This window comes from Kocuria sp. GQ42, from assembly GCF_059758435.1.
On the sequence record NZ_JCAXEN010000001.1, the window covers coordinates 653024 to 671318 of the forward strand.

The window sequence follows — 18295 nt, forward strand, 5'->3', positions numbered from 1 at the left end:
GCTCCGCCGGCACGGCGCAGTCTGGGAACCAGGAGGTTCCCATGCACCGTCGTCGTTCCCTTCCGTTCCCCCTCCCCGGGCGCTGTCCCCGGGATCCCGTCGCGCCCGCCACCGGGGCGCGCTGATGGGCTTCGCACGGACCTGGGCGGTGGCCCTGATCGGGCTCGACGGGTCGATGGTGGAGGTCGAGGCGGACATCGGGCAGACCCTGCCCGCCTTCTCCATCGTGGGGCTGCCGGACGCCGCGCTCAACGAGGCGAGGGAACGGCTGCGGGCGGCGGCGCGCAACAGCGGGATGCCCCTGAGCCCGCGCAAGCTCACGGTCAACCTGACCCCCGCGACGCTGCCCAAGCGGGGATCCCTCTTCGACCTCGCCATCGTGATGAGCGCCCTGCAGGCCGCCGGTGACGTGCCCGCGACCGGGCGGACCGTCTTCCTGGCCGAACTGGGCCTGGACGGGGCGCTGCGGCCGGTGCGCGGCATCCTGCCGGCGGTCATGGCCGCCGTGCGCGCCGGGCACGAGCGGATCGTCGTCCCGGCGGCCAACGCGGCGGAGGCGGGGCTGGTCCCCGGCGCACGGGTGGAGGGCTTCAGCTGCCTCGCCGACGTGCTCGCCGGCGCCGGGGCCGATCCCGCCGGTCTGTGCCGGCCGGCACCTGCCGGGTCCGTCCCGGCCGGGGCAGTGCCGGACGGGCCCGGGACGGATGGCGTGGCGACCCACCCCGCGCCCCGCGCCGCACCGGATCTCGCCGACGTCGCCGGGCAGGCCGACGGGCGCCTGGCCCTGGAGATCGCCGCCGCCGGCGGGCACCACCTGCTCATGGTGGGCCCGCCCGGATCCGGCAAGACGATGCTCGCCGAGCGGCTCCCGGGCCTCCTGCCGGACCTCGAGGACGACGCCGCGATGGAGGTGACGGCCGTCCACTCGCTCAACGGGGCCGCCGGGCGGTGCACCGCCCTGATCCGGCGCCCTCCGTTCGAGGCGCCGCACCACACCGCCTCGGCGGCCGCCCTGTTCGGGGGCGGGTCCGGGATCCCGCGCCCTGGTGCCGCCTCCCGGGCGCACCGCGGCGTCCTGTTCCTCGACGAGGCCCCCGAGTTCGACCGCGGGGTCGTCGACGCGCTGCGCCAGCCGCTCGAGAACGGCCGGGTCGTGATCGACCGGTCCACGGCCTCGGCGGTCTATCCGGCCCGCTTCCAGCTGGTCCTCGCGGCGAACCCCTGCCCGTGCGGGCAGGCCGGGGGCCGCGGCGCCGACTGCACGTGCACCCCACGGATGCGCCGCAGCTACTTCGGCAAGCTGAGCGGTCCGCTGCTGGACCGGGTGGACCTGCAGATCGCGGTGCCGAAGGTCTCCTACGGCGAGCTCGCCGCCGGGGCGGGACAGGGGGAGAGCACGGCGGAGGTCGCCGTGCGCGTCGCCCGGGCGCGGGCGGCCCAAGCGGAGCGTCTGCGCGGCCTGGGGCTGCGCACGAACGCCGAGCTCGGGGGCAGTCTCCTGCACGGCGCACTGCGTCCCCCGCGCCCGGTCACCGCCCCGCTGGAGCGGGCCATGGACCGAGGCTCGCTGACCGCCCGAGGGCACCAGCGGGTGCTCCGGGTCGCCTGGACACTGGCCGACCTGGAGGGCCGGGGCGTCCCGGTGCTCGACGACGTCGACACCGCGCTGTACTTCCGCTCCCTCGTCCCGGCCTGAGCGCCGCCGTGTCCACCCCGTCCCGCCCGGTCCGCCGCGTCCCGTCCAGTCCGACCCGTCCGCGACAGGAAGGCCCCGCCATGCACCCCGCCCCGCCCGGCACACGCTCCGGCCACGACCCGCTGCTGCTGGCCCGCGCCGGGCTGTCCCGGCTCGTGGAGCCGACCGACGCCACCGCCATGCTGCTGCTGGCGGCGCTCGGACCGGTCGCCGCGCTCGAGATCGCCACGGGGACGCGCCCCATCGGCGCCGGGGAGCACCCGGTGTTCGTGCGGGCGGCCGCCGAGGCCGGGTACGGTCCCCGCCAGGTCGACCTCCGGCGCGCCCTGGCCCGCTGGGCCCCCCGGGCGGCGGACCTCGACCCCTCCGCGGACCTGGGGGTCGCCGCCCGGGCGGGAGCGTGGTTCGCGATCCCCGAGGACCCCGACTGGCCCGGGGCGTTGGCCGACCTGGGCCTGTTCCAGCCGGTGGGCCTGTGGGGCCGCGGCGACCGGCGGCTCCTCGGCTTCCCCGCCGCCCGCTCCGTCGCCGTCGTCGGCTCCCGGGACTGCTCGACCTACGGCCGGCAGGTCGCCCTGGACATCGCCGGCGCCCTGGCCGCCCGCGGCTGGACGGTGGTCTCCGGCGGTGCCCACGGCATCGACCAGGCCGCCCACTCGGCCGCGCTGGCCACCGGCACCGCGCACCCGCCCACGGTGTCTGTCATGGCGTGCGGGATCGACCGCCTCTATCCTCCGGGCAACCACGAGCTGCTCCACCGGGTCGAGGCCGCCGGGCTGCTGCTGGCCGAGGCCGCCCCCGGGTGCACGCCCAGCCGCTACCGCTTCCTCCAGCGCAACCGGATCATCGCCGCCCTCTCGGCCGGCACGGTGGTGGTCGAGGCCCGGTGGCGGTCCGGGGCGCAGAACACGGCCCACCACGCGGACGGGCTCAGCCGCCCGGTGGGCGCGGTGCCCGGCAGCGTCCACGCCGGCACCTCCGCCGGCTGCCACCGGCTGGTGCGGGAGGGCACCGCCGTCCTGGTCACGGACGTCGACGAGGTGCTCGAGCTCGTCCAGCCCCTCGGGACGGCGCCGGCGCCCGACCGGCCCGCCCCGGTCTCCGTCGTCGACGGGCTCTCTGACCGGGACCGCGTGCTCCTCGACGCGCTGCCCCTGAGGGTGCGCAGCCGCCCGGACCACCTGTCCCGCGTCGCCGGCCTGTCCGCCCGCGAGGTGCTGGGCGGGCTGCGCCGGCTCGAGGAGCGCGGCCTGGCGGAGGGGGCGGGGGAGGGGTGGCGCCGCCGCTAGAATCGCCGCATGACCTCCGACGCCGCCCCGCTGCCCACGGCCGTGGTCCGGGCCCTGGAGCGGTACACGGACCACCTGGTGCACGAGCTGGCGCGCAGTCCCCGCACCGTGGACGCCTACACGGGTGACCTCCGCGCCCTCTTCACCTGGCTGCACGCCCGGTACGGGGTCGCCGCGCCGGCCGCCGTGGACCTGGAGATGCTCCGGGCCTGGCTGGCCGTCCGGCACGCCGAGGGGGCGGGACGCTCGTCCATGGCCCGCTGGACGGCGTCGGTCCGCGGGTTCTTCGGCTGGGCCGCCGGCACCGGCCTGGTGGGCGCCGATCCCAGCCTGCGGCTCGTCGCCCCGCGCCGCCGGCGCCACCTCCCGGACGTCGTGCCCGCCGACGGGATGCGCGAGCTGCTGGACGATCTCGCGGCCCGCTCCACCGAGCCCGGGGCCGCGGGGGCGGAGGGCGCGCTCGTCGCCCGGGACCGCGCCCTCCTCGAGCTGCTCTACGCCACGGGTGCGCGGGTGGGCGAGCTCACGGGTGCCGACGTCGACGACGTCGACCGCTCCCGGCGCGTCCTCACGGTGATCGGCAAGGGCGACAAGCAGCGCACGGTGCCCTTCGGCCGCCCCGCCGACGACGCGCTGCAGCTCTGGCTGGCCCGCCGGCCCGTGCTGGCCGCGGCGGGCAGCGGGCCGGCGCTGTTCCTCGGCTCCCGGGGCGGCCGGATCGACGCCCGCCAGGTCCGGCGCGTCGTGGAGCGGGAGCTCGGCACCGTCCCCGACACCGCCGCCCGGGGGCCGCACGCCCTGCGCCACTCGGCGGCCACGCACCTCGTGGACGGCGGCGCCGACCTGCGCACGGTGCAGGAGCTGCTGGGGCACGCCTCCGTGGCGACCACCCAGATCTACACGCACGTCTCCGTGGACCGCCTGGGAACCGTCTACCGACAGGCCCACCCCCGGGCCTGACGTGCGCCGGGGCGGAGGATCGCGGAGCAACACGGCGTCCCGGGTTGACGCCCGTGGAATGTTTGCAGTTGAATGAGTGGCGTATTGTACTCGACGTCCCGGACTCGGCAACACGCTCGGAGCCGGCCGGAACGACGGGTGCGGCACCCGGGCTACCGGACGCCGCGCGGGCCTCGAATCCCCGCGGCGGGACGCGAGCCCGGACAACAGCATCGTCCGGTCGCGGCACGCTCGCCGCGGCCCGACGGGTGGGACCGCTTCCGTGCAGGGCGTTGGGGAAGACGTACCTACACGACGGAGGAACAGGTCATGTCTGCACCCACCACGCGCGGAGTGCTCTACGTGCACTCGGCTCCGCGAGCGCTGTGCCCGCACATCCAGTGGGCGCTGGAGTCGGTCGCGCGCCAGCGCACGGAGCTCGAGTGGACCCAGCAGAACGCCGAGCCCGGTTCCGTGCGCGCCGAGCTGGAGTGGTCCGGACCCGCGGGGACCGGCGCCCTCCTCGCCTCGGCGCTGCGCACGATGGGCCGCCTCCGGTTCGAGGTCACCGAGAACCCGTGCCGCGGCCACGACGGCGCCCGCTGGTCCTTCACCCCCGACCTCGGGATCTTCCACGCGACCACGGACGCCGCCGGCAACATCATGGTCTCCGAGGACCGGATCCGCTACGCCTACGAGACGGCGGCCGGCAACCCGCTGCTCGTCATCAACGAGCTCTCCCTCGCCCTGGGGGAGGCCTGGGACGAGGAGCTCGAGCCCTTCCGGCACGCCGCGGAGGGCGCCCCGGTGCGCTGGCTGCACCGCGTCGGCTGAGCCCCGCGGCCCCGCCCCGCCTCCGGGGGCACGGGGCCCGCAGCGCGCAAGAGGGCCGTCCCGCGATCAGCGGGACGGCCCTCTTGCGTGCGTCCGAACGGTCCGCGCCCGGACGGGCTGCGCCCGACGGTGCGGGCGCGGCGGGCGTGCGCTCAGACGGTGCGGAACGCGGCGACCGCGTTGTGGCCGCCGAAGCCGAAGGAGTTGGACACGGCCACGAAGTCCCCGGAGGGAAGGTCGCGGGCGTCGGTGACGACGTCGAGGTCGATCTCCGGGTCCTGGTTCTCCAGGTTGATGGTGCAGGGCGCGGTGCGGTGGTGGACGGCGAGCACGGTGAGCACGGCCTCGACGGCGCCCGAGCCGCCCAGGATGTGGCCCGTCATCGACTTGGTCGCCGAGACGCACATGTCGTCCACCGCCGAGCCGAACGCCCGGCGCAGGGCGCCGGCCTCCGGGGCGTCGCCCTTGGGCGTGGAGGTCGCGTGGGCGTTGACGTGCTTGACGTCGGCCGGACCGAACTCACCGGTCTCCATGGCCTCCGCGAGGGCGCGGGCCGCCCCGCGGCCCTCCTCGTCGGGCGCGGTGATGTGGTAGGCGTCCGAGGTGAGGCCGGCGCCGGCGAGCTCGGCGTAGATCCGTGCGCCGCGGGCGCGGGCGTGCTCCTCCGACTCGAGGACCACGGCGCCGGCGCCCTCGCCCATCACGAACCCGTCGCGGGCCGTGTCGTAGGGGCGGGAGGCGCGCTCCGGCTCGTCGTTGCGCTTCGACAGCGCCTGCATGGAGGCGAACGCCGCGATGGTCACGGGGTGGATCGCGGACTCGGCGCCGCCCACCACCACGAGGTCCGCCTTGCCGGAGCGGATGAGGTTCATGCCCTGGTAGAAGGCCTCCGTGCCGGAGGCGCACGCCGAGACGGGCGTGATGGACGCGGCCCGGGCCTTGAGGTCCATGCCCACGGCCGCCGCGTTGCCGTTGGGCATCAGCATGGGGACGGTGAGGGGCATGACGCGCCGCGCGCCGCGCTTCTGGAGGGTGTCGTAGGCGTCCAGCAGGGTCCAGACCCCGCCGATGCCGGTGCCGAAGGCCACGGCGAAGCGGTCCGGGTCGACCTCCTCGGAGGTCTCGGCGTTGTTGCCGGAGAACCCGGCGTCGGCCCACGCCTCGCGGGCGGCGATGACGGACAGCTGCCCGGAGGGGTCCAGACGCTTGGCCTCGACCCGGGAGAGCACCTCGCTGGCGGGGGTCGAGACGGGCGCGGCGATCCGCACGCCCAGATCGTAGGTGTCCACCCAGTCGTGCTCGATGGCTCTGACACCGGAGACGCCCGTGGTGGCGCTGCGCCACAGCTCGGGGACGGTGCCACCGATCGGGGTGGTGGCACCGAGACCGGTGACGACTACTTTGCGGGTCATGACTGCACTTCCTCGTGTCCTGGGGTGATGCGGCGGGCGGCCCGCCCGGTCGCGGGTCGGTGCGGCGCGGCGGATCCTGCGGTCCGCCGCGCCCCGCACCGACCGGCCGGATCAGGCCTGGGCGTTGTCGATGAAGTTGACGGCGTCCTCGACGGTCTTGAGGTTCTTGACCTCTTCGTCGGGGATGGTCACGTCGAACTTCTCCTCGGCGTTGACCACGATGGTCATCATCGAGATGGAGTCGATGTCGAGGTCCTCGGTGAAGGACTTGTCCAGCTGGACGGCCTCGGTCTCGAGGCCGGTCTCCTCGTTGACGATCTCGGCCAGGCCGGTCAGGATTTCCTCTTTGCTCGCCATGGTGGCTTCCTTTCTCTGCGGCTGCCGGAGCAGCCGGTGGTGACGTGCGCCCCGGGCAGGTGCCGGGTGCATCTGTCCCGGTCGGGCCGTGGGCCCGGACCGGGGGACATCGGGTGTGCGGTTCAACCCTACGACGACTCGCAGGGCCCCGCGGTGGCACCGACACGTGGGCAGGACCCCCGGGGGCCCGGTCCGCGTCCCGGCGGCGGTCAGGGGAGGACGACGACCTGCGCTCCGTAGACGAGGCCGGCGCCGAAACCGATCTGCAGGGCCAGCTTCCCGGACAGTTCCGGGTGCTCGGCGAGCAGGCGGTGCGTGGCGAGGGGCACGGACGCGGCGGACGTGTTGCCGGAGTCGGCGATGTCCCGGGCGATGACCACGGACTCGGGGAGCTTGAGCGTCTTGGCCATCTGGTCGATGATCCGCATGTTCGCCTGGTGGGGGATGAAGGCGCTCAGGTCCTCGGGCCGCACCCCGGCCACGTCCATGGCCTCCTGCGCGCGCTTGGCGACCTCCCACGAGGCCCAGCGGAAGACCGTCTGCCCGTCCTGGCGCAGGGTCGGCCAGAGGGTGGCGTCCTCGCGCACCGCGCCGGTCTCCGGGTCGAGGAGGTCGGGGGACTGGGCCCGGTCGCGCCCCTGCTCCACCGCCCGGATGTCGGTGAGCGGGTGGGTCATCCGGATGGCGTCCCACTTGGAGCCGTCGGAGCCCCACACGGACGGGCCGATGCCGGGGGTGTCGGAGGGGCCGATGACCACGGCGCCCGCGCCGTCGCCGAGCAGGAAGGAGATGGAGCGCTCGCTGTTGTCGATGACGTCGGAGAGCTTCTCCACGCCGATGACCAGCACGTAGTCGGCCGCGCCCGAGCGGACGAGCGCGTCGGCCTGGGCGACGCCGTAGCAGTAGCCGGCGCAGGCCGCCGAGATGTCGAAGGCCGGTGCCGGGGTGGCGCCCAGACGGTCTGCCAGGGCCGCGGCGGCGGACGGGGTGAGGTAGGGGAAGGAGATCGTGGAGACGATCACCGCCCCGAGCTGCGAGGCCTCGATGCCGGCGGCGGCCAGCGCCTCGCGGGCGGCGTGCTCGGACATGTCGAGGACGCTCACGTCCTCGGCGGCGCGGTGCCGGGTCCTGATGCCGGTGCGCTGCTGGATCCACTCGTCCGAGGACTCGATCCACTGGCAGACGTCGTCGTTGGTCACGACCACGTCCGGGCGGTAGACGCCCAGGCCGAGGATCCGGGAGTGCGCGTTGGTCTGTTGCTGCTTCAGGGTCACCACAGGGGTCGTTGCTCCTTCGTGCGGCCGGGCGGGACGGACGGGCCGGCTGGGCGGGGCGGAACGGCTGCTCCGGCCTCGGGACGGGCGGCGCACGCGGTGCGCGCGCGGACGTCAGTCAAGAATACTCCTGGCCTGCTCCAGTTCCGCCGCGGAGTTCACGGCCAGGGCCGGGACGCCCTTCATGCCCCGCTTGGCCAGGCCGACGAGGGTGCCCGCCGGCGGGAGCTCGACGAGCTGCTCGACGCCGCGCTCCAGGAGGGTCCGCGTGCACAGGTCCCAGCGCACGGGCCGGCAGACCTGGGCCACGAGCGACTCGAGGTTCGCGGCGCCGCCGCTCACGGGCTCGCCGTCGGCGTTGGAGAGCAGCGGGTGCACGGGGTCGGCGGGCGAGAGCCGGGGGACCAGCTCGTGCAGGGGCTCCAGGGCCGGGGCCATGTGCTCGGTGTGGAAGGCGCCGGCCACCTTGAGGGGGATCACCCGGGCGCGGGCCGGCGGGGCCGCGGCGAGGGCGGCCAGCTGCTCGAGGGTGCCGGCGGCCACGGTCTGCCCGCCCCCGTTGGCGTTGGCGGGCGTCAGGCCCGCGGCCTCGATGGCGGCGAGGACCTCGTCCTCCTTGCCGCCGAGCACGGCGCTCATGCCGGTGGGGACGGCGGCGGCCGCCCGGGCCATGGCGTTGGCCCGGGTGCGCACGAAGGCCATGGCGTCGGCCTCGGTGAGGGCGCCGGCCAGGGCGGAGGCGGTGATCTCACCCACCGAGTGCCCCGCGAAGACCAGGTCGTCCCGGCCGGGGCCGATCCGGTCGCCGAGCAGCCGGCCCGCGACGAGGCCGGCGGCCACGATGAGGGGCTGGGCCACCGCGGTGTCCTTGATGGTGTCCTCGTCGGCCTCGGTGCCGTAGTGCACGAGGTCGAGTCCTGCGGCCTCGCCCAGCTCCTCGAGGTGGGCGCGGACGCCGTCGAGGGCGAGCCATTCGGTGAGGAAGCCGGGTTTCTGGGAGCCCTGTCCGGGGCAGACGATCGCGATCACCGCTACAGCTTCGCAAGGATGGGCCCCCGCGCGGTGGCCCGGAGGCCACCAAGCCCGGCGGCGGTGTTTGTAGGGATGCTACAAGACCGGTCCCACGGCGGGGGTGGAGGTGTCGATGGGGGCGCACGAGTCCGCGAGCCGGCCCGCCACGAGGGCGCAGTGCAGCACGAACGCGTCGCGGGGGACCAGGGGGTCCCAGCCGGTGAGGTCGCTGATCCGGCGCAGCCGGTAGCGCACCGTGTTGGCGTGCACGAACAGCTCCCGGGCGGTGGCCTCGAGGGAGTGGCCGACGGAGACGTAGGCGGACAGGGTCTCCACGAGCCCGGTCGCGGAGCGCGTCAGCGGGCGGTAGACCGACTCGACCATCGCCGTGCGCGCGCTCTCGTCCCCGGCCATGGCCCGCTCCGGCCACAGGTCCTCGGAGTGCACCGGGCGGGGCGCCGCGGGCCAGGCCGGCGCCACGGACAGGGCGGCGTGGGCGAGCCGGGCGGAGCGTCCCGCCGCGAAGACCGTGGGGGACTCCGGGCCGTAGGCCACCGGTCCCGGCCCGAACGCGGCGGCGAGCTTCTCGAGGGCGAGGTCCCGGTCGGACAGCCCTCCGAGGATGAGCACGAGCCGGTCGCCCTGGATGGAGACGAGGGAGTCCTGCGCGTGGCGGCCGGCGAGCCTGCGCAGCCGGGCCACGGTGGACGGGCCGGCGGCCTCGGGCGCGGAGCCCGTGAGCACGGTGACCGGGCCCGTCGAGGCCCAGCCCAGGGCCGCGACGCGGGAGCGCAGCGCGTCGGAGTGCTCCCCCCGGAGGATCCCGTCGACCACGAGGGACTCCAGCCGGGCGTCCCACGACCCGCGGTTCTCGGCGGCGCGGGCGTAGACGTCCGCGGCGGCGAAGGCGATCTCCCGCGAGTAGCGCAGCACGGCCTCCCGCAGCGCGGCCTCGTCGTGGTGCTTGGCGAGCTCCGGGACCTTCTCCTCCACGACGTCCACGACGATCCGCAGCAGCTGCAGGGCGTGCTGGAGGGAGATGGAGCGGGTCAGGTCCGTGGGGGCGCCCCGGAAGACCTGGGTGAGCACCCACAGGGGCTCCTCCGGGTCCTCGTACCAGCGCACGAACGAGGAGATGCCCCGCTGGGCCACGAGACCCAGCTCGGAGCGCTCGTCGGCGCGCAGCTCCTCGAACCAGCCGAGGTCCGTCTCGAGCCGGCGGGTCGCGACCGTGGAGATCGCGCCCAGGTTGGCCTTGAGGTTCTCGAGCGTCCTGGGGTGGGGCGGGGCGACGGGACGGTGCCGGTCGGTGGACCGTCTGCGCGAGGGGCGCAGCCAGCGCGTCGTGGTGTTCCCGTCCTGTCCAGCCATGCCTCCGAGCTTAGAGCACCGGATCGCCGCCCCGGGCCCGGGGACGACGACGGCGCCCCGCCCACCCGGACGCGGGTGGGCGGGGCGCCGTGGTGCACCGGAGGGCTCGGCTCAGGCGTCGCCGCCCGCGTTGCCGGAGGTGCCGGCGGTGACGTCCTTGAGCGAGTACTTCTCGATCGCCTCGCCCGGAGCGCGCCAGTCGACCTCGCCGCGCTTGGCGAGCATCTCCAGGGCGCGGACCACCATGGAGTGGGAGTCGATCTTGAAGAACCGGCGGGCGCCGGCGCGGGTGTCCGAGAAGCCGAAGCTGTCGGCGCCCAGGGACGCGAACTCGTTCGGGACGAACTGGCGGATCTTGTCCGGCAGGTCCGCGCTGAAGTCCGAGACGGCCACGACCGGGCCCGTGGCCCCGGCCAGCTGCTGGGCCACGAACGGGGTCCGCGTCCCGTCGCCGGGGTTGAGGAACGCCTCCTTCTCGGCGGCCACGCCGTCGCGGCGCAGCTCGACCCACGACGTCACCGACCACACGTCGGCGGAGACCCCCCAGTCCTCGGCGAGCAGCTTCTGCGCCTCGAGCGCCCACGGCACGGCCACGCCGGAGGCGAGCAGCTGCGCCCGGGGCCCCTCGTTCTCGGCGGGCTTGAGCAGGTAGATGCCCTTGAGGATGCCCTCGACGTCGACGTCCTCCGGCTCGGCGGGCTGCTGGTACGGCTCGTTGTAGACCGTCACGTAGTACATGACGTTGTGGTCCTCGTCGCCCGTGCCGTACATGTGCTCGAGGCCGCGCCGGACGATGTGGGCGATCTCGTAGCCGTACGCGGGGTCGTAGTGGATGACCGCCGGGTTGGTCGCGGCCAGCAGCGGCGAGTGGCCGTCGGCGTGCTGGAGGCCCTCGCCGGTGAGCGTGGTGCGCCCGGCGGTGGCCCCGATGATGAACCCGCGGGTCATCTGGTCGGCGGCGGCCCAGAAGGAGTCGCCGGTGCGCTGGAAGCCGAACATCGAGTAGAAGATGTAGACCGGCACCATCGGCTCGCCGTGGGTGGCGTAGGCGGTCCCCGCGGCGGTGAACGCCGCCACGGAGCCGGCCTCGTTGATCCCCGCGTGCAGGATCTGGCCCTGCGGGGACTCCTTGTAGGCCAGCATCAGCTCGCGGTCCACGGAGAGGTAGTTCTGCCCGTTGGGGTTGTAGATCTTCGCCGTGGGGAAGAACGAGTCCATGCCGAAGGTGCGGGCCTCGTCGGGGACGATGGGCACGATCCGGTGGCCGAAGTCCTTCTCCCGCAGGAGGTCCTTCAGGATGCGCACGAAGGCCATGGTGGTGGCCGCCATCTGCTTGCCCGAGCCCTTCTTCGCGGACTTGTACGCGGCGTCGGTGGGCAGCGCGATCTCGTGCTGCTCGTGCGGGCGGTCCGGGACGAAGCCGCCGAGCTCCTTGCGGCGCTCCAGGAGGTACTTGACCTCCGGCGAGTCCTTGCCGGGGTGGTAGTAGGGCGCGCCGTACAGGTCGCTCTCCAGCTCCTCGTCCGAGATGGGGATGCGCAGGTGGTCGCGGAAGGCCTTGAGGTCCTCCAGGGTCAGCTTCTTCATCTGGTGGGTCGCGTTGCGCGCCTCGAAGTGGCTGCCCAGGCCGTAGCCCTTCACGCCCTGCGCCAGGACCACGGTCGGCTGGCCCTCGTGCTCGGTCGCGGCCTTGTAGGCGGCGTAGACCTTCTGGTAGTCGTGGGCGCCGCGCTTGAGCTCCCAGATCTCGTCGTCGGTCATGTCCGCGACGAGCTCCTTGGTGGCCGGGGACTTGCCGAAGAAGTGGTCGCGGATGAACCCGCCGGACTCGGCCTTGTAGGTCTGGAAGTCGCCGTCGAGGGTCTCGTTCATGATCCGGACCAGCTCGCCGTCCTCGTCCTTGGCGAGCAGCTGGTCCCACTCGCGGCCCCAGAGGACCTTCACGACGTTCCAGCCGGCGCCGCGGAAGAAGGCCTCGAGCTCCTGGACGATCTTGCCGTTGCCGCGCACCGGCCCGTCCAGGCGCTGCAGGTTGCAGTTGATGACGAACGTGAGGTTGTCGAGCTTGTCGTTGGCGGCCAGCTGCAGCAGGCCGCGCGACTCCGGCTCGTCCATCTCGCCGTCGCCCAGGAACGCCCACACGTGCTGCTCGGAGGTGTCCTTGATCCCGCGGTTGTGCAGGTAGCGGTTGAACTGGGCCTGGTAGATCGCGTTCATCGGGCCGATGCCCATGGACACGGTCGGGAACTGCCAGAAGTCGGGCATGGAGCGGGGGTGCGGGTAGGAGGGCAGCCCGTTCGGGGCCTTCGTCTTCTCCTGCCGGAACCCGTCCAGCTGCTCCTCGGTGAGCCGGCCCTCGAGATAGGCGCGCGCGTAGTTGCCGGGGGCCGAGTGGCCCTGCCAGAACACCTGGTCGCCGCCGCCGGGGTGCTCCGGGCCGCGGAAGAAGTGGTTGAGGCCCACCTCGTAGAGGGTCGCCACGCCGGCGTAGGAGGAGATGTGACCGCCCACGCCGATCTCCGGGCGCTGGGCCCGGTGCACCATCACGGCGGCGTTCCAGCGCAGGAACGCACGGTAGCGCCGCTCGATCTCCTCGTCGCCCGGGAACTCCGGCTCCTGGTCCACCGGGATCGAGTTCACGTAGTCCGTGGTGGTGACCATCGGCACGCCCACGCTCTTCGCGCCGGCGTGCTGGAGGAGGGCGCGCATGATGTACTGCGCCCGTTCCGTGCCCTGCGTCTCGATCAGGCCCTCGAAGGACTCGATCCACTCCCGGGTCTCCTCGGTGTCGGAGTCCTTCAGGTTGTTGGTCAAGCCACTGAGGATGTGGTGGTTGCTGGATGAAGGCACGTTCAACCTCTCTTCGTCGAGTTGCCCGACGGATCCCGGGCGGGTGCGCGCGCGAGGGCGCGGCCGGGACGTCCGACAGTCTCAAAATACCCGTTGCCCGTTCCGCTGTCCGAACGCCACCCGGAACGGGCGGACGTCCGGGAACCGGGCCCGTCGTGCGGATCGCGCCGCCGGGGCCGTCTCGGGCGTACGGGGTGTCTGTGGGGACCATGCTTCCACACCCGGGGCGGGCCGTCACACGGCGTGTCAGCCCACGCGTCACCCCCATGATTCGGAGGCGCTCACCGTGCGGGAGCTTGAAAGAGTCCCTGATCCGGTGTTGTCTGGACGGTGAAGCCGGTATCCGGCCCGCCACCGTGCCCCCGCGGTCCGCCGACGGGCAGGCGGAGCCCAGCACCGGTACGCAGTGCGTGGTCGTCGTTCGTCGGCCCGATCCCAGAAGGAGCAAGAACAGTGAGCGAGGCCAAGACCACCGCGGGTGACGCGGTAGTCCAGCTCGGTTTCAAGGATGGCGACTACATCCAGGAGTTCGGATACGACGAGGACGTCGACCTCGACCTGAGGGACGGCATCGAGGAAGTGATCGGGTCGGACCTGCTGGACGAGGACGACCAGGAGGTCGTCGACGCGGTGCTCCTCTGGTTCCGCGAGGGTGACGGTGATCTCGTCGACACGCTGGTGGACGTCACCACCACCCTGGACGAGGGCGGCGTGGTGTGGGTGCTGACCCCCAAGGCGGGCCGCGACGGCTACGTGCCGCCCGCGGAGGTCCAGGAGGCCGCGCCCACGGCGGGCCTGCACGTGACCACGACCGCACGCGTCAGCGCGGACTGGGCCGCGACCCGGCTCATGCCCAAGCGCAACGTCTGACCGGGCGTCCCGGACCCCAGCGGAGGAGACCACGCATGCTCGAGATCGGCGCGCCCGCCCCGGACTTCACCCTCAAGAACCAGTTCGGCGAGCCGGTGACCCTGAGCGCCCTCCGCGGCCGCCCCGTGGCGATCGTGTTCTACCCGTTCGCGTTCTCCGGGGTCTGCACCGGCGAGCTGTGCCGGCTCCAGGACAGCCTCTCCGTGTTCGACGACGCCGGGGTGAAGCTGCTCGCGGTGTCCGTGGACTCGAAGTACACGCTGCGGGCGTTCGCGCGGGAGGAGTCCTTCGACTTCGATCTGCTGTCCGACTTCTGGCCCCACGGGGAGGTGGCCCAGCGCTACGGGGTGTTCGACCCGGTGGCCGGTCTGGCGGAGCGGGCCACCTTCGTGCTGGACGCGCAGGGCGTCGTCGTCGACGCCTTCCGGTCGGAGCGCGGCACGCCGCGGGAGCTCGAGGCCTACCGCACCGCCCTCACCAAGCTGCACGGCTGAGCCCGGCCGGCCCGGTCCCCAGCGAGCAGCGATGCCCACCGTCCGCGCCGGCTACGGCGCCCCCGTGCACCCCGACCAGTTCCCGGACCCCGACGCCGCCGGGCTCGAGGCGGGGCTGGCCGGTGCGGCCGCCCTGCTGGGCGGGCGGCGGACCGCCGTCCTGACGGGCGCGGGCATCAGCACGGAGTCCGGGATCCCGGACTACCGCGGCCCCGGCTCGACTCCCCGCACCCCCATGACCTTCGACGAGTTCATGGGCAGCGCCGCCATGCGCAGCCACTACTGGGCGCGCAACCAGTACGGGTGGCGCCACTTGGCGCGGGCCCGGCCCAACGCCGGGCACGCGGCCCTGGCCCGGCTCGAGGAGTCGGGGTCCGTCACGGGCGTGGTCACCCAGAACATCGACCGCCTGCACCAGGCCGCGGGGTCCCTCAACGTCGTGGACCTGCACGGACGCTACACGCAGGTCGGGTGCATGCGCTGCGCCACCCGCATCCCCCGGGCGGTGCTCTCCGACCTGTTCGACGAGCTCAACCCCGGCTTCTACGACTCGATCTCGTCCCCGGACGACATCGACTTCGCCCCGGACGCCGACGCGGTGGTGCCGCGCACGGCCGGGTTCCGGGTGCCGGACTGCCCGGTCTGCGGCGGGGTCCTGAAGCCCGACGTCGTGTTCTTCGGGGAGAACGCGCCTCGGCACCGGGTGCTGCGTGCGCTGCGCATGGTGGACGCCGCCGACGCCCTGCTGGTCGTGGGCTCGTCCCTGACCGTGAACTCGGGGCGCCGCTTCGTCCGGCACGCGGTGCGCGCCGACGTGCCCGTGGTGATCGTCAACCACGGGCGCACCCGGGGGGACGCCGCGGCGCGGCTGAAGGTCGACGCGTCCGCGACCGCCTTCCTGGTGGGGCTCGAGCAGCGACTCGCCCGGCCGTAGGGCGGACCGCGAATATGGCGAACGTCACGCCGGGCCGGGCCCGCACCCGGTCGGCACCGATGCGCCCCGGCGGGTAGCCTGTTCGGGAACCGGGTGCCGGCGGTTGCGAAAACCGCCCACCCGGTTGTCAGGGTCTTTAGCTCAGCTGGTAGAGCGCCACGTTTACACCGTGGATGTCATCGGTTCGATCCCGGTAGGACCCACCACGAGCCGGTCGCACCGCCCGCGGGAGCCGGCGCGGAGCGCGGTCAGCGGAAGTAAACCTGTTTGTTCCCGGGCCGGGTGCACAGGACCACGATGCTGCCTGTGCGATCGGCCTTCCGGGCCCGCGCCGCGTAGCTGGAGGCCGTGCCCCCGCACAGCCGCGACGCCCCCTCGGTGACCTGGGCGATCGTCGCCTCGTCGAGCACCACTTTGGTGCCGAGGACCAGGTCGACACTGCCCTCGGCGGCCGCCGCAGGTGCGAGCCCGGCGCCCGACCACAGTGCGGCACCGGCCACGGCCACCGTCAGTGCGCTCTTCCACGCGTCCATCCCGGCCCCCCGGCTCATCGTGTTCCAGCACTAATGTAAATGTAGGAGCCTCCGGGGGCGAACGGAGATTGTGACGGGGCTCGTTTTCCGGATGTCGCCGTCGGCCCTCCCAGGCCCTCCTTCCCTTGGGGATCGCGGCAACAAGTGCGCACCGGACGGAGCGCCCTCCCGGAGTTTGTAGGCTGGGGGCATGGCAGCAGAACAGAAAGCTCAGATCGGGGTCACCGGCCTCGCGGTCATGGGCGCGAACCTCGCCCGCAACTTCGCCCGGCACGGTTACACCGTCGCCCTCCACAACCGCTCGGTCGAGAAGACCGACGCCCTGCTCGACGCCCACGGCGACGAGGGGACGTTCATCCGCACGGAGACCCTCCAGGAACTCGTGGACGCCCTCGAGACCCCCCGCCGCATCCTCGTGATGGTCAAGGCCGGCGCCCCCGTGGACGCCGTCATCGAGCAGCTCGTGCCGCTGCTCGAGAAGGACGACATCATCATCGACGGCGGCAACTCCTACTTCCAGGACACCCGGCGCCGCGAGCGCGAGCTCGCCGAGAAGGGCCTGGACTTCGTGGGCATCGGCGTCTCGGGCGGTGAGGAGGGCGCCCTGCTCGGGCCCTCCATCATGCCCGGCGGACCCCGCAAGTCCTACGACTCCCTCGGCCCCCTCCTCGAGGACATCGCGGCCAAGGCGGAGGACGGCACGCCGTGCTGCGCCTGGATCGACACGGACGGCGCCGGCCACTTCGTGAAGATGGTGCACAACGGCATCGAGTACGCCGACATGCAGGTCATCGGCGAGGCGCACGAGCTGCTGCGCTCCGTCGCCGGGCTCGAGCCGGCCGAGCAGGCCGACGTCTTCGAGCAGTGGAACCGCACCGAGCTGGCCTCCTACCTCATCGAGATCACCGCGCACGTGCTGCGCCAGGTCGACGCCCGCACGGACCAGCCCCTCATCGACGTGATCGTGGACGCCGCAGGGCAGAAGGGCACCGGCCGCTGGACCGTCCAGGAGGCCCTCGAGCTCGGCTCCCCGGTCACCGCGATCGCCGAGTCCGTCTTCGCCCGGGCGCTGTCCTCCGCGGAGCCGGAGATGCGCCTCGAGGCGCAGCGCGTGCTGCCCGCCGGCATCGGCGGCACCACCGAGGACGTCGTGCACGACCCCGAGTTCGTGGAGGACGTGCGCAAGGCCCTCTACGCCTCGAAGCTGGTCAGCTACGCCCAGGGACTCGACATGCTCACCATGGCCGGCCGGGAGTACGGCTGGGACCTGGACCTCGCGACCATCGCGGGCCTGTGGCGGGAGGGCTGCATCATCCGGGCGGAGCTGCTCGAGGTCATCATGGAGGCGTACAAGGGGGACAAGCAGCCGCTGAACCTGCTCTTCGCCCCGGAGTTCGTCGCCGCCGTCGAGGAGGCCCTGCCGTCCTGGCGTCGCGTCGTGGCCCGGGCCGTGGAGCGCGGCATCCCCGCGCCGGTGTTCGCCACCACGCTGAACTACTACGACTCGCTGCGCCGGCCCCGGCTCAACGCGGCCCTGACGCAGGGGCTGCGCGACTTCTTCGGCGCCCACACCTACCGGCGCACCGACGACGCCGAGGGCACCTACCACACCCTGTGGAGCGGGGACCGCTCCGAGGTCGTCTCCTGACCGGGACCCCGCACGACGACGCCGGCCGGCCGTCCCCGCTGCGGGGGCGGCCGGCCGGCGTCGCGGTGGGGCGGGCCGCGGGCGGCTCGCGGCGCGGGAGCCCGTCAGCGGCCGGAGGCGCGGACGACGTGCGGACGGCCGGGTCGGACGGGGCTCAGATCCACATCGCGGGGTCGATGTAGCTGGACGGGTCCACGAGGGGCTGCTGCTTCTCGGGGGTCCGCGGGCGGACCTTGCCGGGGATCCCGGTCACGATCGAGTCCTCCGGCACGTCCTTGACCACCACGGCGTTGGCGCCCACGGCGGAGTCGGCGCCGATCTCCACGGGGCCCAGGATCTTCGCCCCGGCGCCGATCACCACGCGGTCGCCCACGGTGGGGTGCCGCTTGACCTTCTCCAGGGAGCGCCCGCCCAGGGTCACCCCGTGGTAGATCATCACGTCCTCGCCGATCTCCGCGGTCTCCCCGATGACCACGCCCATGCCGTGGTCGATGAAGAAGCGGCGCCCGATGGTCGCCCCCGGGTGGATCTCGACGCCCGTGAGGAAGCGGCCGAGCTGGGAGACCGTGCGGGCCAGCAGCCGCCGGTCGGGGTGCTGCCACAGCCGGTGGGACAGGCGGTGGACCCAGATGGCGTGCAGACCCGAGTAGTTCAGGGCGATCTCCACCCTGGACCGCGCGGCCGGGTCGTGCGTCCGGGCCGTCTGCAGGTCCTCGGCGAGTCTGCTCCAAAAACTCACGGTCTTCCTCTGTTCTTCCGGGGGCGGGGGTCCTGGCCCGCCGG

At 73.6% G+C, this 18295-nt stretch carries 16 protein-coding genes and 1 tRNA gene; 9 read left to right on the forward strand and 8 right to left on the reverse strand.

Annotation, left to right across the window (positions count from 1 at the left end; translation table 11 throughout):
• Nucleotides 1–124 precede the first annotated feature (124 nt).
• The 4 genes from AC6CH6_RS03055 (at nt 125) to AC6CH6_RS03070 (ending at nt 4758) form a co-directional block, all read left to right on the forward strand.
• A complete protein-coding gene (locus AC6CH6_RS03055; RefSeq protein WP_498253971.1) occupies nt 125–1696 on the forward strand; it encodes a YifB family Mg chelatase-like AAA ATPase in 1572 nt (523 codons plus the stop codon).
• An 80-nt stretch (nt 1697–1776) separates the two neighbouring features.
• Nucleotides 1777–2985, forward strand: a complete 1209-nt coding sequence (gene dprA / locus AC6CH6_RS03060; RefSeq protein ID WP_498253972.1) for a DNA-processing protein DprA — start codon at nt 1777–1779, stop codon at nt 2983–2985.
• Nucleotides 2986–2994: 9 nt separating this feature from the next.
• Complete coding sequence (locus AC6CH6_RS03065) at nt 2995–3945, forward strand: tyrosine recombinase XerC (protein WP_498253973.1); 951 nt, start codon at nt 2995–2997, stop codon at nt 3943–3945.
• Nucleotides 3946–4254: 309 nt separating this feature from the next.
• A complete protein-coding gene (locus AC6CH6_RS03070; protein ID WP_031283140.1) occupies nt 4255–4758 on the forward strand; it encodes a DUF3145 domain-containing protein in 504 nt (167 codons plus the stop codon).
• Nucleotides 4759–4910: 152 nt separating this feature from the next.
• Here the strand turns inward: AC6CH6_RS03070 and AC6CH6_RS03075 are convergent, their stop codons facing one another.
• From AC6CH6_RS03075 to aceE, 6 genes are all read right to left on the reverse strand, one after another.
• Nucleotides 4911–6170 (reverse strand): beta-ketoacyl-[acyl-carrier-protein] synthase family protein, encoded by a 1260-nt coding sequence (locus tag AC6CH6_RS03075; protein WP_017833743.1) that lies wholly within the window; start codon nt 6168–6170, stop codon nt 4911–4913.
• 111 nt (nt 6171–6281) lie between these two features.
• The gene (locus tag AC6CH6_RS03080; protein WP_017833742.1) at nt 6282–6527 is read right to left on the reverse strand and encodes an acyl carrier protein; all 246 of its coding nucleotides are present in this window, start codon (nt 6525–6527) and stop codon (nt 6282–6284) included.
• Nucleotides 6528–6736: 209 nt separating this feature from the next.
• On the reverse strand, nt 6737–7804 hold the full coding sequence (locus AC6CH6_RS03085; RefSeq protein WP_498253974.1) for a beta-ketoacyl-ACP synthase III: 1068 nt from the start codon (nt 7802–7804) through the stop codon (nt 6737–6739).
• 111 nt (nt 7805–7915) lie between these two features.
• Nucleotides 7916–8830, reverse strand: a complete 915-nt coding sequence (locus AC6CH6_RS03090; RefSeq protein WP_095650538.1) for an ACP S-malonyltransferase — start codon at nt 8828–8830, stop codon at nt 7916–7918.
• A 78-nt stretch (nt 8831–8908) separates the two neighbouring features.
• Entirely contained in the window at nt 8909–10183 is a 1275-nt protein-coding gene (locus AC6CH6_RS03095) for a PucR family transcriptional regulator (protein WP_284563631.1), read from the reverse strand.
• 111 nt (nt 10184–10294) lie between these two features.
• Nucleotides 10295–13033, reverse strand: a complete 2739-nt coding sequence (gene aceE, locus AC6CH6_RS03100; RefSeq protein WP_498253975.1) for a pyruvate dehydrogenase (acetyl-transferring), homodimeric type — start codon at nt 13031–13033, stop codon at nt 10295–10297.
• A gap of 453 nt (nt 13034–13486) precedes the next feature.
• Between aceE and AC6CH6_RS03105 the strand changes: the two genes are divergently transcribed.
• From AC6CH6_RS03105 to AC6CH6_RS03120, 4 genes are all read left to right on the forward strand, one after another.
• A complete protein-coding gene (locus tag AC6CH6_RS03105) occupies nt 13487–13903 on the forward strand; it encodes a DUF3052 domain-containing protein (protein ID WP_017833737.1) in 417 nt (138 codons plus the stop codon).
• Between the two features lie 35 nt (nt 13904–13938).
• Nucleotides 13939–14397 (forward strand): peroxiredoxin, encoded by a 459-nt coding sequence (locus tag AC6CH6_RS03110; protein ID WP_017833736.1) that lies wholly within the window; start codon nt 13939–13941, stop codon nt 14395–14397.
• A 31-nt stretch (nt 14398–14428) separates the two neighbouring features.
• Entirely contained in the window at nt 14429–15331 is a 903-nt protein-coding gene (locus tag AC6CH6_RS03115) for an NAD-dependent protein deacetylase (RefSeq protein WP_496307150.1), read from the forward strand.
• A 130-nt stretch (nt 15332–15461) separates the two neighbouring features.
• Nucleotides 15462–15537, forward strand: a tRNA-Val gene (locus tag AC6CH6_RS03120).
• A gap of 42 nt (nt 15538–15579) precedes the next feature.
• Here the strand turns inward: AC6CH6_RS03120 and AC6CH6_RS03125 are convergent.
• Nucleotides 15580–15864, reverse strand: coding sequence for a hypothetical protein (locus AC6CH6_RS03125; RefSeq protein WP_017833734.1), 285 nt, complete (start codon nt 15862–15864; stop codon nt 15580–15582).
• A gap of 190 nt (nt 15865–16054) precedes the next feature.
• Here AC6CH6_RS03125 and gnd point away from each other — a divergent pair, with 190 nt between their 5' ends.
• Nucleotides 16055–17512, forward strand: coding sequence for an NADP-dependent phosphogluconate dehydrogenase (gnd, locus tag AC6CH6_RS03130; protein ID WP_031283136.1), 1458 nt, complete (start codon nt 16055–16057; stop codon nt 17510–17512).
• A 154-nt stretch (nt 17513–17666) separates the two neighbouring features.
• Here the strand turns inward: gnd and epsC are convergent, their stop codons facing one another.
• The gene (gene epsC / locus AC6CH6_RS03135; RefSeq protein ID WP_017833732.1) at nt 17667–18251 is read right to left on the reverse strand and encodes a serine O-acetyltransferase EpsC; all 585 of its coding nucleotides are present in this window, start codon (nt 18249–18251) and stop codon (nt 17667–17669) included.
• Between the last annotated feature and the right edge of the window lie 44 nt (nt 18252–18295).